The organism is Variovorax sp. V93 (assembly GCF_041154485.1).
GTDB lineage: Bacteria > Pseudomonadota > Gammaproteobacteria > Burkholderiales > Burkholderiaceae_C > Variovorax > Variovorax beijingensis_A.
Window position 1 is genome coordinate 2852733 of sequence record NZ_AP028669.1, and the last position, 15621, is coordinate 2868353.

At 67.3% G+C, this 15621-nt stretch carries 16 protein-coding genes and 1 tRNA gene; 4 read left to right on the forward strand and 13 right to left on the reverse strand.

What is annotated here, in order from left to right:
• The first annotated feature begins 119 nt into the window (after positions 1-119).
• Both ACAM54_RS13550 and ACAM54_RS13555 read left to right on the forward strand, forming a co-directional pair.
• Positions 120-2072: an ABC-F family ATP-binding cassette domain-containing protein gene (locus ACAM54_RS13550; protein WP_369647905.1), complete on the forward strand. Its 1953-nt coding sequence runs from the start codon at positions 120-122 to the stop codon at positions 2070-2072.
• A 25-nt stretch (positions 2073-2097) separates the two neighbouring features.
• Positions 2098-2601: a hypothetical protein gene (locus ACAM54_RS13555; protein ID WP_369647906.1), complete on the forward strand. Its 504-nt coding sequence runs from the start codon at positions 2098-2100 to the stop codon at positions 2599-2601.
• Between the two features lie 190 nt (positions 2602-2791).
• Here ACAM54_RS13555 and ACAM54_RS13560 read toward each other — a convergent pair whose 3' ends face one another.
• Positions 2792-2917, reverse strand: coding sequence for a hypothetical protein (locus ACAM54_RS13560; RefSeq protein WP_369647907.1), 126 nt, complete (start codon positions 2915-2917; stop codon positions 2792-2794).
• Positions 2918-3033: 116 nt separating this feature from the next.
• Here ACAM54_RS13560 and ACAM54_RS13565 point away from each other — a divergent pair, with 116 nt between their 5' ends.
• Positions 3034-3702, forward strand: coding sequence for a helix-turn-helix domain-containing protein (locus tag ACAM54_RS13565; protein ID WP_369647908.1), 669 nt, complete (start codon positions 3034-3036; stop codon positions 3700-3702).
• Between the two features lie 219 nt (positions 3703-3921).
• Here ACAM54_RS13565 and ACAM54_RS13570 read toward each other — a convergent pair.
• The 5 genes from ACAM54_RS13570 to tolB form a co-directional block, all read right to left on the reverse strand.
• Positions 3922-3997 (reverse strand) — tRNA-Lys (locus ACAM54_RS13570).
• A 59-nt stretch (positions 3998-4056) separates the two neighbouring features.
• Entirely contained in the window at positions 4057-4851 is a 795-nt protein-coding gene (locus ACAM54_RS13575; RefSeq protein WP_369650976.1) for a ThiF family adenylyltransferase, read from the reverse strand.
• Between the two features lie 70 nt (positions 4852-4921).
• Positions 4922-5671 (reverse strand): tol-pal system protein YbgF, encoded by a 750-nt coding sequence (gene ybgF, locus ACAM54_RS13580; protein WP_369647909.1) that lies wholly within the window; start codon positions 5669-5671, stop codon positions 4922-4924.
• The gene (pal, locus tag ACAM54_RS13585) at positions 5671-6189 is read right to left on the reverse strand and encodes a peptidoglycan-associated lipoprotein Pal (RefSeq protein WP_145746652.1); all 519 of its coding nucleotides are present in this window, start codon (positions 6187-6189) and stop codon (positions 5671-5673) included. The genes ybgF and pal overlap by 1 nt, the downstream gene beginning before the upstream one ends.
• A 25-nt stretch (positions 6190-6214) precedes the next feature.
• Complete coding sequence (gene tolB / locus ACAM54_RS13590; RefSeq protein WP_012747799.1) at positions 6215-7441, reverse strand: Tol-Pal system beta propeller repeat protein TolB; 1227 nt, start codon at positions 7439-7441, stop codon at positions 6215-6217.
• Between the two features lie 251 nt (positions 7442-7692).
• Between tolB and msbA the strand changes: the two genes are divergently transcribed.
• Positions 7693-9477 (forward strand): lipid A export permease/ATP-binding protein MsbA, encoded by a 1785-nt coding sequence (msbA, locus tag ACAM54_RS13595; protein ID WP_145746650.1) that lies wholly within the window; start codon positions 7693-7695, stop codon positions 9475-9477.
• Between the two features lie 7 nt (positions 9478-9484).
• On the opposite strand, the gene rng is transcribed toward msbA, so the two are convergent.
• From rng to purD, 7 genes are read right to left on the reverse strand one after another with little or no spacing between them, the layout of a single operon-like run.
• Positions 9485-11011 carry a ribonuclease G gene (rng, locus tag ACAM54_RS13600; protein WP_369647910.1) on the reverse strand — a complete coding sequence of 509 codons (1527 nt, stop codon included), beginning with the start codon at positions 11009-11011 and terminating at the stop codon, positions 9485-9487.
• Between the two features lie 7 nt (positions 11012-11018).
• Positions 11019-11624 (reverse strand): nucleoside triphosphate pyrophosphatase, encoded by a 606-nt coding sequence (locus ACAM54_RS13605; protein ID WP_209536797.1) that lies wholly within the window; start codon positions 11622-11624, stop codon positions 11019-11021.
• Complete coding sequence (rlmH, locus tag ACAM54_RS13610; protein ID WP_012747795.1) at positions 11621-12088, reverse strand: 23S rRNA (pseudouridine(1915)-N(3))-methyltransferase RlmH; 468 nt, start codon at positions 12086-12088, stop codon at positions 11621-11623. The genes ACAM54_RS13605 and rlmH overlap by 4 nt, the downstream gene beginning before the upstream one ends.
• Entirely contained in the window at positions 12085-12750 is a 666-nt protein-coding gene (gene rsfS / locus ACAM54_RS13615) for a ribosome silencing factor (RefSeq protein ID WP_145746648.1), read from the reverse strand. The genes rlmH and rsfS overlap by 4 nt, the downstream gene beginning before the upstream one ends.
• Positions 12750-13379: a nicotinate-nucleotide adenylyltransferase gene (gene nadD, locus ACAM54_RS13620; RefSeq protein ID WP_145746647.1), complete on the reverse strand. Its 630-nt coding sequence runs from the start codon at positions 13377-13379 to the stop codon at positions 12750-12752. The genes rsfS and nadD overlap by 1 nt, the downstream gene beginning before the upstream one ends.
• Positions 13376-14293 (reverse strand): oxygen-dependent coproporphyrinogen oxidase, encoded by a 918-nt coding sequence (gene hemF, locus ACAM54_RS13625; protein WP_369647911.1) that lies wholly within the window; start codon positions 14291-14293, stop codon positions 13376-13378. Before hemF ends, nadD begins: the two co-directional genes overlap by 4 nt.
• Positions 14293-15591 (reverse strand): phosphoribosylamine--glycine ligase, encoded by a 1299-nt coding sequence (gene purD / locus ACAM54_RS13630; RefSeq protein ID WP_369647912.1) that lies wholly within the window; start codon positions 15589-15591, stop codon positions 14293-14295. The genes hemF and purD overlap by 1 nt, the downstream gene beginning before the upstream one ends.
• Positions 15592-15621 lie beyond the last annotated feature (30 nt).

The following is a 15621-nucleotide window of genomic DNA, read 5'->3' on the forward strand; positions in this document are numbered from 1 at the left end:
CGCCGCTTTCCCGCAGCACGGCTGCGGCCTCCTTTTCCGGGTGGTGTCCTCCCCATTTGCCCCTTCGCGCCGGGCCGCCACGGGCCGGGCGGGATAATCGCCCCTACGGTTCCTATTTCATGATTACTCTCAAAAACGTCATTCTTCGCCGCAGCGCCAAGGTCCTGCTCGACGGCGCCACCGTCACCATCAATCCCGGTGAGAAGGTCGGCCTTGTCGGGCGCAATGGCGCCGGCAAGTCGACCCTGTTCGCGCTCTTCAACGGCTCGCTGCACGAAGACGGCGGCGACTTCTACGTGCCCAAGCAATGGCGCATGTCGCAGGTGGCGCAGGACATGCCCGAAACCGAGGAGTCGGCCACCGACTTCGTGGTGGGCGGCGACACCCGGCTGGCCGAGCTGCGCGCCTCGCTGGCGGCCATCGAGGCCGCCTACGAAGCCAACCCCGACGACGCCGACATCGGCATGGAACTGGCCCACGCCTACACCGACCTCGCCGACGCCGGCGAGCACGACGCGGTGCCGCGCGCGCAGGCGCTGGTGCTCGGGCTGGGCTTCAAGTCGCACGAGCTCGACGAGCCCGTCAACAGCTTCTCGGGCGGCTGGCGCATGCGCCTGCAGCTGGCGCGCGCGCTGATGTGCCCGAGCGACCTGCTGCTGCTCGACGAACCCACCAACCACCTGGACCTGGATGCGCTGGTCTGGCTCGAAGCCTGGCTGCAGAAGTACGCCGGCACCATGATCGTCATCAGCCACGACCGCGAGTTCCTCGACGCCGTGACCGACGTCACGCTGCACATCGCCAACGCCCAGCTCACGCGCTACGGCGGCAACTACAGCAAGTTCGAGGACATGCGCGCGCTGCAGATGGAACAGCAGCAGGTGGCCTTCTCCAAGCAGCAGGACAAGATTGCCCACCTGCAGAAGTTCATCGACCGCTTCAAGGCCAAGGCCAGCAAGGCCAAGCAGGCGCAAAGCCGCGTCAAGGCGCTGGAGCGCATGGAAAAGGTCGCGCCGCTCCTGGCCGAGGCCGACTTCACCTTCGAGTTCAAGGAGCCGGGCAACATCCCCAACCCGATGCTCTCGATCAGCAACGCGAGCTTCGGCTACGAGATCGAAGGCGAAGAGCCCAAGACCATCCTGCGCGGCGTCAGCCGCTCGGTGCTCGCGGGCCAGCGCATCGGCATCCTGGGCGCCAACGGCCAGGGCAAGTCGACGCTGGTGAAAACCATTGCGCGCGAAATGGGTGCGCTGGCCGGCCAGGTCACCGAAGGCAAGGGCCTCAACATCGGCTACTTCGCGCAGCAGGAACTCGACGTGCTGCGCCCGCAGGACAACCCGCTCGAGCACATGGTTCGCATGGCGCGCGAACTGGGAAGCGCCGTCAAGGAAAGCACCGGCGAGCAGGCCTTGCGCGGCTTTCTCGGCAGCTTCAACTTCAGCGGCGACATGGTGAAGCAGCCCGTGGGCACCATGAGCGGCGGCGAGAAGGCGCGCCTGGTGCTCGCGATGATGGTCTGGCAGCGGCCCAACCTGCTGCTGCTGGACGAGCCCACCAACCACCTGGACCTGGCCACGCGCGAGGCGCTGGCGGTGGCGCTAAACGAGTTCGAAGGTACGCTGATGCTGGTGAGCCACGACCGCGCGCTGCTGCGCTCGGTGTGCGACGAGTTCTGGCTCGTGGGCCGCGGCGTGGTCGCCGATTTCGACGGCGACCTCGACGACTACCAGCGCTACCTGCTCGACGAAGCCAAGCGGCTGCGCGAGGAAGCCAAGGTGGCCGTGCGCGAAGCCGCCAATACGGCTGCCCCGGCGCCCAGGCAGGACGCCCAGGACCGCCAGCAGCGCAGCGACCAGGCCAAGCCGATCAAGCGCGAGATCGCGCAGATCGACGAACGGCTGGCCGTGGCCGGCACCGAACGCACTGCGCTTGAGGCGCGCCTGGCGCAGCCGTTGCCGCCAGCCGAGATTGCCGAGGCGGGCAAGCGGCTGAAAGCCCTCAACGACGAAATCGGCCGCCTCGAGGAGCGCTGGCTGGCCCTGTCGGACCAGCTCGAGGCGCTCGCGGCCTGACCTTTCTGCGAAGGAGACGCCCTGCATGCCATCTGCCATCGAATTGGCCCGTGGTGACGAAAAGCTGATCGCGGCCATCCACCGCAGCCGCCGCCTGATCGGCCGCAAGGCACTGATGGCCGCGGCCGCCAGCGCCGTGCCCCTGCCCGGCATCGACTGGGCAGCCGATGCGGCCCTGCTCTCGCGCCTGGTGCCGCAGATCAGCGCCGAATTCGGCCTGTCGGTCACCCAGGTCGAAAAGCTGGCGCCGCACCAGCGCGAGCGCATCCAGAAGGCCGCCACGACGGTTGGCGCGCTGCTGGTCGGCAGGCTCGTCACGCGCGACCTGCTGATCAAGCTCGCGCGGCATGCCGGCGTGAAGCTCACGGCCAAGCAGGCCGCCAAGTACGTGCCGATTGCCGGGCAGATCGTCTCCGCCGCGCTCGGCTACGCAGCCTTGCGCGCCTTGGGCGAACAGCACATCAAGGATTGCGTTCGCGTGAGCGCGACGCTTTCTCTACCGCCTCCCGGAGCGCTCGCGACCGCCTGAAGGCGCTTTGATCGAACAGCGCGGTCCCGATCCACCCCGCGGCGATGAGGCCAGCGATCCCCAAGCCGGCCAGGCCGTCGTCCTGCGAACGGAATCCATGGAAAAGAGCCGCGACGGACAGCAGCGCCAACAGCGCGCACAGCGCGCGGTCGAGCCACAGGCCCGGCGGCAGCCGCCTGCGCACAGTTCCTCAGCTCAACAGGTGAATACGGGCTGAGCGCGGCGTGACATCGCAGGCGCGATGGCTTCGCTCTTCGATTGGCTTGTGCTTCGGCCTCACGGCTTTCGGCGCCAGCACCAACTTGCGTGGTTTCATGGCAAATACTCCCTTTCAACTATTCTAGAGTCCAAAGCGAATATTCGCCTGCGCTTAAATCGGCGCCCATGGAGACTATTGCAGCGCGCGCATTGGCAGCGCGCAAATACGCCAGGATGACTCAGAAGCAAGCCGAAGCGGCTTCAGGCGTCAAGCAATCCAACATCTCGAAGATAGAACGCGGCGACACCGGCCGCTCGATGGCCCTGCTGGCACTGGCACGCGCCTACCGCGTCGACCCCAACTGGCTCGACACCGGCGACGGCCCCGCACCCTGGGACGTACCCCAGCCACGCACCGCGCGCGACAATGCCAGCGAACCTCCGGGCGCCTACCGGGTCACGCGCACGCCGCCGTCGGGCCCGTCCTTCAATCCCGGCACGCCCGGCACCGTTCCCCTCATCGCGTGGACGCAGGTCACTTCATGGAGGGGCGCCGCGCAAGGAGCGATCCAGGCCGAGCGGTGGCTTCCCTGCGTTGCGCATCACAGCCCCGGCAACACCTACGCACTGCGCGTGCGCGGCGACAGCATGACCGCACCCAGCGGCCACCTGAAGAGCTATCCCGCGGAGTCGATCATCTTCGTCGACACGCAGCGAACGACGCCCGAGGACGGCGAACGCATCATCGCGAGGCTCGATGCAGGCAACGAAGTCACCTTCAAGGTCTTCAAGCAGGAAGACGGCCGCCGCTGGCTGCTGCCGCTGAATCCGAAGCACGAGCCGATCCGCACCGCGTTCACAGTGCTCGGCACCGTCGTGGGCAAGTGGGAAGACGAGGATTGAGCCTCGCATCGTGCGCGAGCGCGAAGCGCGCGCCAGAGGTCAGGTTGCGTGCAGGTTCGAAGAACATAGTGAAGGCTCTCCTGTGGCCTGCATTCTCCGATCCTCCCTCCTCCAGCAGGCCATCTTCCAGCCCGCCCTCGCGCGGGCTGTTTTTTGCCGGCGGCACAAGCCACGGGCAATAAAAAAAGCCGCTCGGTGGAGCGGCTTCTTGTATGGGTCTGGTAGGACGTACTGGATTCGAACCAGTGACCAACGGATTAAAAGTCCGCTGCTCTACCAACTGAGCTAACGTCCCGGAACCAATTTCTTCTTTTTCGTTTTCTCTTTGCCGGTTGAATCCGGCAAAGCCAAAGATTATAGCGTGGCGTTGCTCGCAATCCTGTCGAGAACCCAACCTGCTGCACATTGGCCGAAAGTCGCGGTCACGCTCACCACCGAGCCGTAGCCATGGCAGTTGAGCGAACCATCGCCTTCTTCGATGGCGCAGGAGGCATCGGGCGGTGCGACGCTCTCGCGGCTGAAGACGCAGGCCACGCCGATCTTGCGGCCCTCGCGCGGGGCGCCATGCTCCTTGCGAAGGCGCTGGCGAAGTTGGGCCAGCAGCGGGTCGTGCGTGACGAGCGCGAGATCGTCGATGTCGACCTTGTGCGCCTGCCGCTTGCCGCCGGCCGCGCCCACGGTCACGAAGGCGGTGCGCGACGCGCGCGCCCATGCGGCCATCGCGAGCTTGGCCTTGACCTGGTCGCACGCGTCGATGACGGCCGTCGCGGGCCCGTTGGCAGCCTGCGCCGCATCGAGCAATGCCGTCCAGTTGCCGGGCTCGACGAATTCATCGAGCGCGAGCACCTGGCAGCCGGGGTTGATCTGCGCGATGCGATCGCGCATGGCCTCGACCTTGGCCTGCCCCACGGTTGCATCGAGCGCGTGGATCTGCCGGTTGATGTTCGACTCCGAGACGTGATCGAGATCGACCAGCGTGAGCCGCCCCACGCCACTGCGTGCCAGCGCCTCGACTGCCCACGAGCCCACGCCGCCGATGCCGGCGACGAGCACGTGGGCGTTGCGGATGCACGCGGCACCGGCCACGCCGTACAGGCGTTCGAGGCCGCCGAAGCGGCGCGCGAAGTCGGGCGCCGCGGTGTCGGTCACGACATTCGCGGCGGCGGTCGCTGCTTCAGGAAGGGCGGTTGCTGAACTCAAGCGGAGGATCCCGCCGTTGCTAGCGCAGGCGCGAGAGACGCTCGCGGCCGGCCTGGGCGGCTTCGGACTGTGGATAGGCCTTGGTCAGGTCTTCCAGCGTGCGGCGCGCGGCGCGCGTGTCTTTCAGCTCGATCTGGCAGTTGGCGATCGACAGCACGGCCTCAGGAGCCTTGGCGTGGTCGGGCGCAAGCGACAGCATGGAGCGGAAGTTCGCGATGGCCTCGTTGTAGTTGCGCGTGGCGTACTGCGCATTGCCGAGCCAGAACAGCGCCGAAGCGTTGTAGCCGCTTTGCGGGTAGCGCTTGACGAACTCGGCAAACGCGGTCTGCGCCTGCGCGAACTGGCCTGCACGGAAGATGCCGAGGGCGGCGTCGAAGTCGGCCTTTTCCTTGGGGTCGGCGGTGAACTCGCGGCCATCCACGGACACCTTCGTCGGCTCGTTCTGCTTGAGCCGGTCGTCGATGGTGGCCTGGCGCGACTGCATCTCGGCCACGGTGCGCTGCAGCTGCTCGTTCTGGCCGGTCATGCGCGCAAGGTCGCCCCGCATCTGCTCGATCTGGTTCTGCAGGTCGAGCAGGCTGCGGCGCAGCTGGCCGTTTTCGTCGGTCAGCCGCTGGTCGGTCTGCTGGCGCATGGCCTCCACCCGCTGCCGCAGGTCGAGGATGGCGCGGCGCGCCTCGTCATCCTCGAACAACGCGGCCTGCGAGCCGGCCGAAACGCAGAGCAAGGCGGCAGCCAGCGCCGCGCCTCGCAACAGGGCTTGTTGCATCACCGGGTGTAGCGGATTTCAGCGCGGCGGTTCTGCGCCCAGACTTCTTCGCCCGAGCCCTGCACCGCAGGCTTTTCCTTGCCGAAGCTCACGGCTTCGATCTGGGAGTCGTTCACGCCCAAGAGCGTCAGCGCGCGGCGGACGGCTTCGGAGCGCTTCTGGCCGAGTGCCAGGTTGTACTCGCGGCCGCCGCGCTCGTCGGTGTGGCCTTCGATGGAAACGCGGCGCTGCGGGTTGGCCTTGAGGAAACGGGCGTGCCCGTCGATCAGGGACTGGAACTCGGGCTTGACCGTGTAGCTGTCGTAGTCGAAATAGACGATCCGTTCGATACCGACCGGCCCTTGAGCGGTACCGGCATTGGGATCGATGGTGACGGGCGCCACCGCGCTCGCGCTGCCCTGCTGGCCGCCGGCGGTGCCGGAGCGGTCGGTCACCGGGGTGTCGTTGAGCTTGGTGCCCGACGAGCAGCCGGCAATCAGAGCCACGATGGCCAGCGAATAAATCGTACGTTTCAACATTGGGTACTCCTCAAATAAACCTTGGTCATTGCTTTTGAAACGGACCCCAGTCCGGTTCTCTTATGTCTCCGCCCTGTCCCGCCAGCCGTGCCTTTATTTTTCCATCCAGCGTGGTCGTCATGAGCGCTTCGCGGCCTTGCAGGTGCGTTGCATAGACGATCAGCTTGCTGTTGGGGGCAAAACTCGGGCTCTCGTCTGCCGAGGTGTCGGTGATGGCCGAGACATTGCCGGTGGCCAACTCCATCACATGGAGTTTGAAGGCACCGCCAACGCGGGAGATGTAGGCCAACCACCGGCCATCGCCGCTGACAGAAGGAGAAATGTTGTAGGTGCCGCTGAAGGTGACGCGCGTCGGCGCACCGCCGCTGGCGCTCATCTTGTAGATCTGCGGAGCACCGCCGCGGTCGCTCACGAAGTAGATCGTGCTGCCGTCGGCGGAATAGACCGGCTCGGTGTCGATGCTGGCGCTCTGGGTCAGCCGGCGCGGCTCGCCGCCGCTCGCGGGGATCGTGTAGAGCTGGGAGCCGCCGTCGCGGCTGAGCGTGACGGCCAGCGAGCCGCCATCGGGCGCCCATGCCGGCGCGCTGTTGGAGCCGCGGAAGTTGGCCAGCAGACGGCGCTGCCCGCTCGCCACGTTGTGCACGTAGACCACGGGCTTGCGCGACTCGAACGACACGTACGCCAGCTGCTGGCCGTTGGACGACCAGACCGGCGAGATGATGGGTTCCGGGCTCGCGAGCGCGGCCTGCGCATTCTCGCCGTCGGCATCCGCCACCCAGAGCGAATAGCGGCTGCCGCCCTTGGTCACGTAGGCGATGCGGGTCGAGAAGATGCCCTTGTCGCCGGTCAGCTTTTCATAGACGTAGTCGGCAATGCGGTGCGACGCGAGCCTCAGGTCGCCTTGCGGAACGGTGTAGCTCTGGCCACCGAGGTCCTGTCCGCGCACCACGTCCCAGAGGCGGAAGCGCACGTCGAAGCGGCCGTCGGCCAGGCGGGTGACGCTGCCCACCACGAGCGAATCCGCCGTTCGCTGGCGCCACAGCGCGAGGTCGGGGCGCGAGGCTTCGTCCAGCGCCTGCCCCGAAGCATCGACGCCGCGGAACTGGCCGCTGCGCTCGAGGTCGGCCTGCACGATCTCGGAGATCTTCTGCGGCGAGGCGTCCTGCCCCTTGAACGGAACCAGTGCAATGGGCAGCTGCGTCAGCCCGACGCCCGAAACCTCGACCCGGAACTGAGCGAGCGCGGGCAGCATGGGAGTTGCAGCAAGAGCCGCAATCAAGGTGCGGCGTGCAAAAAGCGATGAAGAAGGAGTTGGAATGGAAACTGGCAACGGCTTGTTCATGCGGTTCGGAGATGTTTCGGGTTAAAAAGTTCTACCCGGTGCGACGGGCCACATGTTACACACTGGTTCGATCGTGCCGTCACAAAACGTGTATTGGGCGATGCGGTCCTACACGGCAGCCCGCCGAGGGCCCTTCGGTGGGCCCCGTAGAATCCGCCGCCATGCAAGCATCCCCCGGCAGTGAGACCGCACGCCCTCCCCTGACACGCCGGCTGGCGCGACTCATGACCTGGTTCGGCGGCTCGCGCCACTGGTGGGCCGTCGGGCTCATCGGCGCCCTGCTGGCGGCCGTCACCGAACCCTTGATGGCAGCCCTGCTGAAGCCGCTGCTCGACCGCGGCTTCAACCGCGGGCAACTGGCGCTGTGGATCGTGCCGGCGGCCGTGCTGCTGTTGTTCGCGGTACGCGGCATCGCGCAGTTCATTTCCCAGTATGCGCTCTCGCGCATCGCCAACGAAGGCATGCAGCGGCTGCGCCGCGTGCTGTTCCAGCGCCTGCTCGCGGCCGAGCTCGCCCTGTTCTCGCGCCAGTCGGCCAGCGCGCTCTCGAACACCGTGGTGTACGAGGTGCAGACCGGCTCCATGCTGCTGGTGCAGGCCCTGCTCGGGCTCTCGCGCGACGGCTTCACGCTGGTGGCGCTGCTCGCCTACCTGGTCTATCTGAACTGGAAGCTCACGCTCATCGTCGCCTTCCTGGTACCGAGCATCTCGTGGATCATGAAGGTGTTCTCCAAGCGCCTCTACCGCCTGACGCAGCAGGGCCAGCAGGCCACCGACGAACTGGCCTACGTGGTGGAAGAGAACGTGCTTGCGCACCGCATGGTGAGGCTGCACGGGGCAGAGGCGGCGCAGGGCGAGCGCTTCGAACAGCTGAGCCAGCGCCTGAACCGGCTGGCCGTGAAATCGACCATTGCGCAGGCGGCCACCACGCCGCTCACGCAGATGATGGCCGCGCTCGCGCTGTCGGTGGTGGTGATGATCGCGCTCTGGCAGAGCGGCGAACAGGGCCTGACCGTGGGCGGCTTCGTTGCCTACATCACGGCCATGCTGATGCTGATCGCCCCGATCCGCCGCCTGGCCGACATGGCCGCCCCCATCACGCGCGGCCTCGCGGCGCTCGAGCGCGGCCTGGTGCTGATCGACGAGGTGGCCCCGGAGCCGCAGGGCAGCTTCGCCATCGACCATGCGCAAGGCCGCATCGAACTGCGCGAGGTCAAGGTCAGCTACCGCGGCGAGGACGACGCCCGCGCGCTCGACGGCGTGAACCTGACGATCGAGCCGGGCCAGGTGGTGGCCTTCGTCGGCCCTTCGGGCTCCGGCAAGACCACGCTGGTCAACCTGCTGCCGCGCTTCGTGCTGCCGAGCGGCGGCCAGGTACTGCTCGACGGCCACGACACCAGCGAATGGGAGCTCAGGAGCCTGCGCGCGCAGTTCGCGATGGTGAGCCAGGACGTGGTGATGCTCAACGACACGCTCGCTGCCAACGTGGCGCTGGGCGCCGGAATCGATCGCGAGCGGGTGCAGCAATGCATTGAAGCCGCGAACCTGTCTTCGCACGTCGAGAGCCTGCCGCAGGGCATCGACACGGTGCTCGGCCACAACGCCACGCAGCTCTCCGGCGGCCAGCGCCAGCGCCTGGCCATCGCGCGCGCCCTCTACAAGAACGCGCCCATCCTGCTGCTCGACGAGGCCACCTCGGCGCTCGACACCGAATCGGAGCGGCTGGTGCAGGACGCCCTGCAGCGCCTGATGCAGAACCGCACCACGCTGATCGTCGCGCACCGGCTGTCGACCATCCAGCATGCCGACCGCATCATCGTGATGGAGCAAGGCCGCATCGCCGAGCAAGGCAGCCACGAGCAGCTGATGGCGCTGGACGGGCTCTATGCCCGGCTGCAGACGCTGGCGGTGCGCAGCGCGACGCCGGGGCAGGACCCGACGCTCTGACCAGCCTTCAGAGCAGCACGATGTCGTACTGGCCCTGCCCGATCGCAGGCTCGGACTGCAGGGAAATCGGCTTGCCGATGAAGTCGCTGAGCCCCGCGAGATGCTGGCTTTCCTCGTCGAGGAACAGCTCGATCACCTGCGGCGACGACACGATGCGGAACTCGCGCGGCGTGAACTGCCGCGCCTCGCGCAATATCTCGCGCATGGCGTCGTAGGCCACGCTGCGCGCCGTCTTCACGATGCCCTGCCCGCTGCAGGCCACGCAGGGCTCGCACAGCATGTGGGCCAGCGATTCGCGCGTGCGCTTGCGCGTCATCTCGACCAGGCCGAGCTGCGAGAAGCCGCCGGCCGTGGTCTTGACGCGGTCGCGCGCGAGCTGCTTGCGGAACTCGGCCAGCACCTGCTCGCGGTGGTCGTCGCGGCCCATGTCGATGAAGTCGACGATGATGATGCCGCCCAGGTTGCGCAGCCGCAGCTGGCGCGCAATGGCCTGCGCGGCTTCCAGGTTGGTCTTGAAGATGGTGTCGTCGAAATTGCGCGCGCCCACGAAGCCGCCGGTGTTCACGTCCACCGTGGTGAGCGCCTCGGTCTGGTCGACCACGAGATAGCCGCCCGACTTGAGTTCGACGCGCCGGCCCAGCGCCTTGGCAATTTCCTCGTCGACCGAATACAGGTCGAAGATCGGCCGCTCGCCCTTGTAGTGCTGCAGCTTGCCGGCCGCCTGCGGCATGTATTCGAGCCCAAATTTGAGCAGCACCTCGAACTGCTCGCGCGAATCGATGCGGATGGTCTGCGTGTCTTCGCTGGTCATGTCGCGCAGCACGCGCTGCAGCAGGCTCAGGTCCTGGTGCAGCAGCGACATCGGCGGCATCTTGCTCGAGGCCTCGCGGATGCGCGACCAGGTCTTGCGCAGGTAGGCGATGTCCTCGGCCAGTTCGGCGTCGGAGGAATCCTCGCCATTGGTCCGCAGGATGAAGCCGCCGGTGTTGGCAGGCACCACGCCGCCGCTGTCAGCCGCCGCGGCGGCCTCGATCAGCGCCTGCATGCGTGCGCGCAGCGACTCGCGCTGGTCCGAAGGAATCTTCTGCGAAACGCCGATGTGGTTATCCTGCGGCAGGAACACCAGCAACCGGCCTGCAATGCTGATCTGCGTGGACAGCCGCGCGCCCTTGGTGCCGATCGGATCCTTGATCACCTGCACCAGCAGCGACTGGCCTTCGAACACCTGCTTCTCGATGGGCACCATCGGCCCGCCATTGCGGTGGTCGCGCTCGGGGGCCGGCGCGCTGGGCCGGGAGCCCGGCGTGAACGGCGCCACGATGTCCGCCACGTGCAGGAAGGCCGTGCGCTCGAGGCCGACGTCGATGAAGGCCGACTGCATGCCCGGCAGCACGCGCGAGACCTTGCCAAGGTAGATGTTGCCGACCAGCCCGCGCTCCAGTGTGCGTTCGACGTGCAGCTCTTGCACCGCGCCGTGCTCGACCAGCGCCACACGGGTCTCCTGCGGGGACCAGTTGATCAGGATGTCTTGCATGGAATTCTTAGGTATTGAAACCGGCGCTGCGAAGAAGCTGCGCGGTCTCGAACATCGGGAGTCCCATGATGCCCGAATAGGACCCGCTGATGTGCTCGATGTGCGCAGCCGCCGCGCCCTGGATCGCATAGGCGCCGGCTTTGCCGAGCGGCTCGCCGCTGGCGGCATAGCGCGCGATCTGCTTGCGGGTCATGGCCGCGAAGCGCACGCGCGACACGCTGAGCGCCGCATGGCGGCGGCGGCCATGCTGCAGCGCCACGGCCGTCAGCACGCGATGCGTGACACCCGACAGAAGCGCGAGCATGCGCTCGGCATCGCGCGCATCCTCGGGCTTGCCGAGGATGGTGCGGCCGAGGGCCACCGTGGTGTCGGCGCAGAGCACCGGCGCATCGGAGAGTCCCAGGCGCTGGCGCCGCACGACTGCCGCATCGAGCTTCAGGCCCGTCACGCGCTGCACGTAGGCGGTCGGCGATTCACCGGGCAGCACCGCTTCGAGCGATTCGGCGTCTTCGTCGGCGCCAGCCAGCAACAGTTCGTGGCGAACGCCAAGCTGGCCCAGCAGTTGGGCGCGGCGCGGGCTCTGCGATGCAAGGTAGATGAAGCCGGCGCTCATTCCCGGTGGTACGGATGGCCCGCGTTGACCGACCAGGCCCGGTACAGCTGCTCCACGAGGAGCACACGCGCCATCGCATGCGGCAGGGTCAGGTCGGACAGGCGGATGCGTTCATGGGCCGCGGCCTTGAAGGCGGGGTCGAGGCCATCGGGGCCGCCGATCACAAGGGCCACGTCGTCGCCCTCGCCTTGCCAGGCCTGCAGCCGCGCGGCCAGCGCCTTGGTGGTGAGCGCGGTGCCGCGCTCATCGAGCACGACGATGCGCATGCCCTTGGCAATGGCACCCTCGATGCGTTCGCGTTCGGCCGCGTAGAGCGTCTCGAGCGACTTGGAGCCGCGGGGTTCGGTCTTGACGGCGCGCAGTTCGAGCTTGAGCTCGGGCGGGAAGCGCTTGGCGTAGTCGTCCCAGGCAGTCTGCGCCCAGTCGGGCATGCGCTGCCCGACGGCGACCACCAGCAGCTTCATGCGCGGCGGGCAGGCGCCTTCTTGGCAGGCGCCTTCTTGGCCGCAGGCTTCTTCGCCGCTGGCTTGCCGACCACCTTGACGGGCACGCGCGCGGTCGTGGTCTTTTTGGCCGGCGCCTTCTTGGCGGCGGTTTTCTTTGCCGGGCTCCGGCTGGCCTTCTCGGCCTTGGCTTCCTGCTCGGCCGCGCGGATGGCGGTCTTGGCCGCGCTGGCACGGCGCAGGTTGGGCATCTTGGCCGCCACCGGCTTCTTCTCTTCGATCACCTTGGCGGCGGTTGCAAGTGCCGGCTTGGTGCCGCCGAGCTTGGCGCGCACCGGCTTGTCGCCCCAGATCTCCTCGAGGTGGTAGTACTGGCGGATGGCGGGCTGCATGATGTGCGCGACGGCCGCGCCGCAGTCCACGATGATCCACTCGCCGTTGTCCTCGCCCTCGATGCGCGGCTTGCCAAAACCGGCTTCGCGCACGGCATCGCGCACGCTGGCGGCCAGCGCCTTGGTCTGCCGGTTGGAGGTGCCCGAGGCCACGATCACGCGTTCGAACAGCGGTGAGAGATGCTCGGTGTCGAAAACCTGGATGTCCTGCGCCTTGACGTCTTCGAGACCATCGATGATGGCTCGCTGGAGTTTCTGGGTGTCTTTCTTGGCGGCGGCTTCAGTGGTCATCAGGCAGGGCGGTAAAGGTGGTGTTGGTCAATATAGCGTGCAACGGCGGACGGAACCAGCGAGGAAATGTCCTCGCCAAGCGCCGCACGCCGCCGTATGTCGGTGGCGCTGATGTCCATGGCCGGCAATTCGAGCGCCTCGAAATGCGCGCCAGCCGGCAGGCCGGGCAGCATCTTCGGATCAAAACGAGCAGTGCCGCCCGCCGATAATGCGCGATACGCTACAGAAACAATAGCAATGCCGAGTATAGCCTGCCAGCCGTGCCACGTCGGCAACGCGCTGGCCTGGTCGGCGCCCATGATCAGGACGAGCTCGGCTCCGGGCTGTTCCTGCTGCAATTCATGCAGGGTGTCGAGCGTGTAGGTGGGGCCGTCGCGCAACACTTCGCGGCTGTCGACTACCACGGTGCCCTTCAACCCAGAAAACGCCAGCCGCGTCATCGAGAGGCGGTCTTGTGCCGGTGTGAGCGTCCTGCTCTTGTGCCAGGCCTGCCCCGTGGGAATGACATGCAGTTCAGCCAGATCGAGTTGCGCAAGCGCTGCCTCGGCCAGTGCCACATGGGCGTTGTGCGGCGGGTCGAAGGCACCGCCGAAGACACCGATGCGCGGGGCCTTGCCGGAGGGATTCACAACCAGTCGCGCCGCACGATGAAGTCGCTGTACAGCGCGGCTTCGGGGGTGCCCGGCTCCGGCTGCTGCCGGTAGGCCCAGCTGGCCAGCGGCGGCATCGACAGCAGGATCGATTCGGTGCGCCCGCCCGACTGCAGGCCGAAGTGCGTGCCGCGGTCCCACACGAGGTTGAACTCCACGTAGCGTCCGCGCCGGTAGAGCTGGAACGCCCGCTCGCGCTCGCCCCATGGCATGGCGCGGCGGCGCTCCACGATGGGCAGGTAGGCCGGCAGGAAGGCATCGCCCACGGAGCGCAGCATGGCAAAGCCGTTGTCGAATCCGCCCTCGGCGAAGTCGTCGAAGAAGATGCCGCCGATGCCGCGCTGTTCGTTGCGGTGCTTGAGGAAGAAATATTCGTCGCACCAGGTCTTGAAGCGCGGGTACTTGTCGTCGCCGAAGGCCGCCAGCGCGTCGCGGCATACCGTATGGAAGTGAACGGCGTCTTCCTCGAAGCCATAGCAGGGCGTGAGGTCCATGCCGCCGCCGAACCAGCACACCGGATCCCTGCCCTCGGGCAGCGCAGCCAGCATGCGCACGTTCATGTGGACGATGGGCACGTAGGGATTGCGCGGATGGAATACCAGCGAAACGCCCATGGCTTCGAAGGGCGCGCCCGCAAGCTCGGGCCGGTTCTGCGTGGCCGAGGGCGGCAGCCTGGGCCCGCGCACCTGCGAGAAACCGCAACCCGCGCGCTCGAACAACGCCCCGCCCTCGAGGATGCAGGTGAGGCCGCTGCCCTGCAGCGCCTCGCCGGGCTCCTTCTGCCAGGCGTCGCGCACGCAGGCCCCGCCATCGGCCGCCTCGACGGCCGCGACGATGTCCTGCTGCAGCTTGCGCAGGTAGTCGCCGACCGCTGCCGGGTTGGTCTGTTGCATCAGGCGTGCGGGTTGTTGCGCGCGTGGACCGCGCGGTGTCCGATGTCCTTGCGGTACTGCGCACCGTCGAAGCTGATGCGCGCAGCGACTTCGTAGGCCCGCTGCTGCGCGAGCTTCACGCTGTCGGCCAGCACGGTCACGCACAGCACGCGGCCGCCGCTGGTCTTGAGCTCGCCGTCTTGCTGCGTGGTGCCGGCGTGGAACACCACTGCATCGGGTGCCTCGGGCGGAATGCCGGTGATCCGGTCGCCCTTGCGCGGCGAGAGCGGATAGCCGTGCGCCGCCATCACCACGCCAAGCGCCACGCGCCGGTCCCACTGCAGCTCGACCTGGTCGAGCGTGCCGTCGGTGGCGTGCCAGAACACTTCGAACAGGTCGGACTTGAGCCGCATCATGATCGGCTGCGTTTCGGGGTCGCCCATGCGGCAGTTGAATTCGAGCGTCTTGGGGTGCCCCGACGCGTCGATCATGAGGCCGGCATACAGGAAGCCCGTGTACGGGATGCCGTCCTTTTCCATGCCGCGGATGGTCGGCAGGATGATTTCGCGCATCGCGCGCGCATGCACCTCGGCCGTGACCACGGGCGCGGGCGAGTAGGCGCCCATGCCGCCGGTGTTGGGGCCTTCGTCGTTGTCGAGCAGGCGCTTGTGGTCCTGGCTGGTGGCCAGCGCGGTCACGTTCTTGCCGTCGCACAGCACGATGAAGCTGGCTTCCTCGCCCTGCAGGAATTCTTCGATGACGACGCGCGCCCCGCCATCGTTGTGCGAGACACCGAACTTGTTGTCGACCAGCATGAAGTCGACGGCCTCGTGCGCCTCCTGCGCGGTCATGGCCACCACCACGCCCTTGCCGGCGGCCAGGCCATCGGCCTTGACGACGATCGGGGCGCCCTTGGCATCGATGTAGGCGTGTGCCGCGGCCGCGTCGGTGAAGGCCTCGTACTCGGCGGTGGGAATCTTGTGGCGCTTCATGAAGGCCTTGGAGAAGGCCTTGGAGCTCTCGAGTTGCGCGGCGGCCTGCGTGGGGCCGAAGATGCGCAGGCCGTGCGCGCGGAATTCGTCCACCACGCCTGCTGCCAGCGGCGCCTCGGGGCCGACGACGGTGAGCGCGATCTTTTCCTTGGCAGCCCACTCGCGCAGCGCGGCGGGCTCGGTGATGTCGATGCAGTCGTAGCGCTCGTCGCTCACGGTGCCGCCGTTGCCCGGCGCCACGTACACGCGGCTGACCCGGCTGGCCTGCGCCAGCCGCCACGCCAGTGCGTGTTCCCGGCCCCCTCCTCCAATTACCAGTACCTTCATTCGTGGGCCTTCTTCATTCGCTGTGGATCA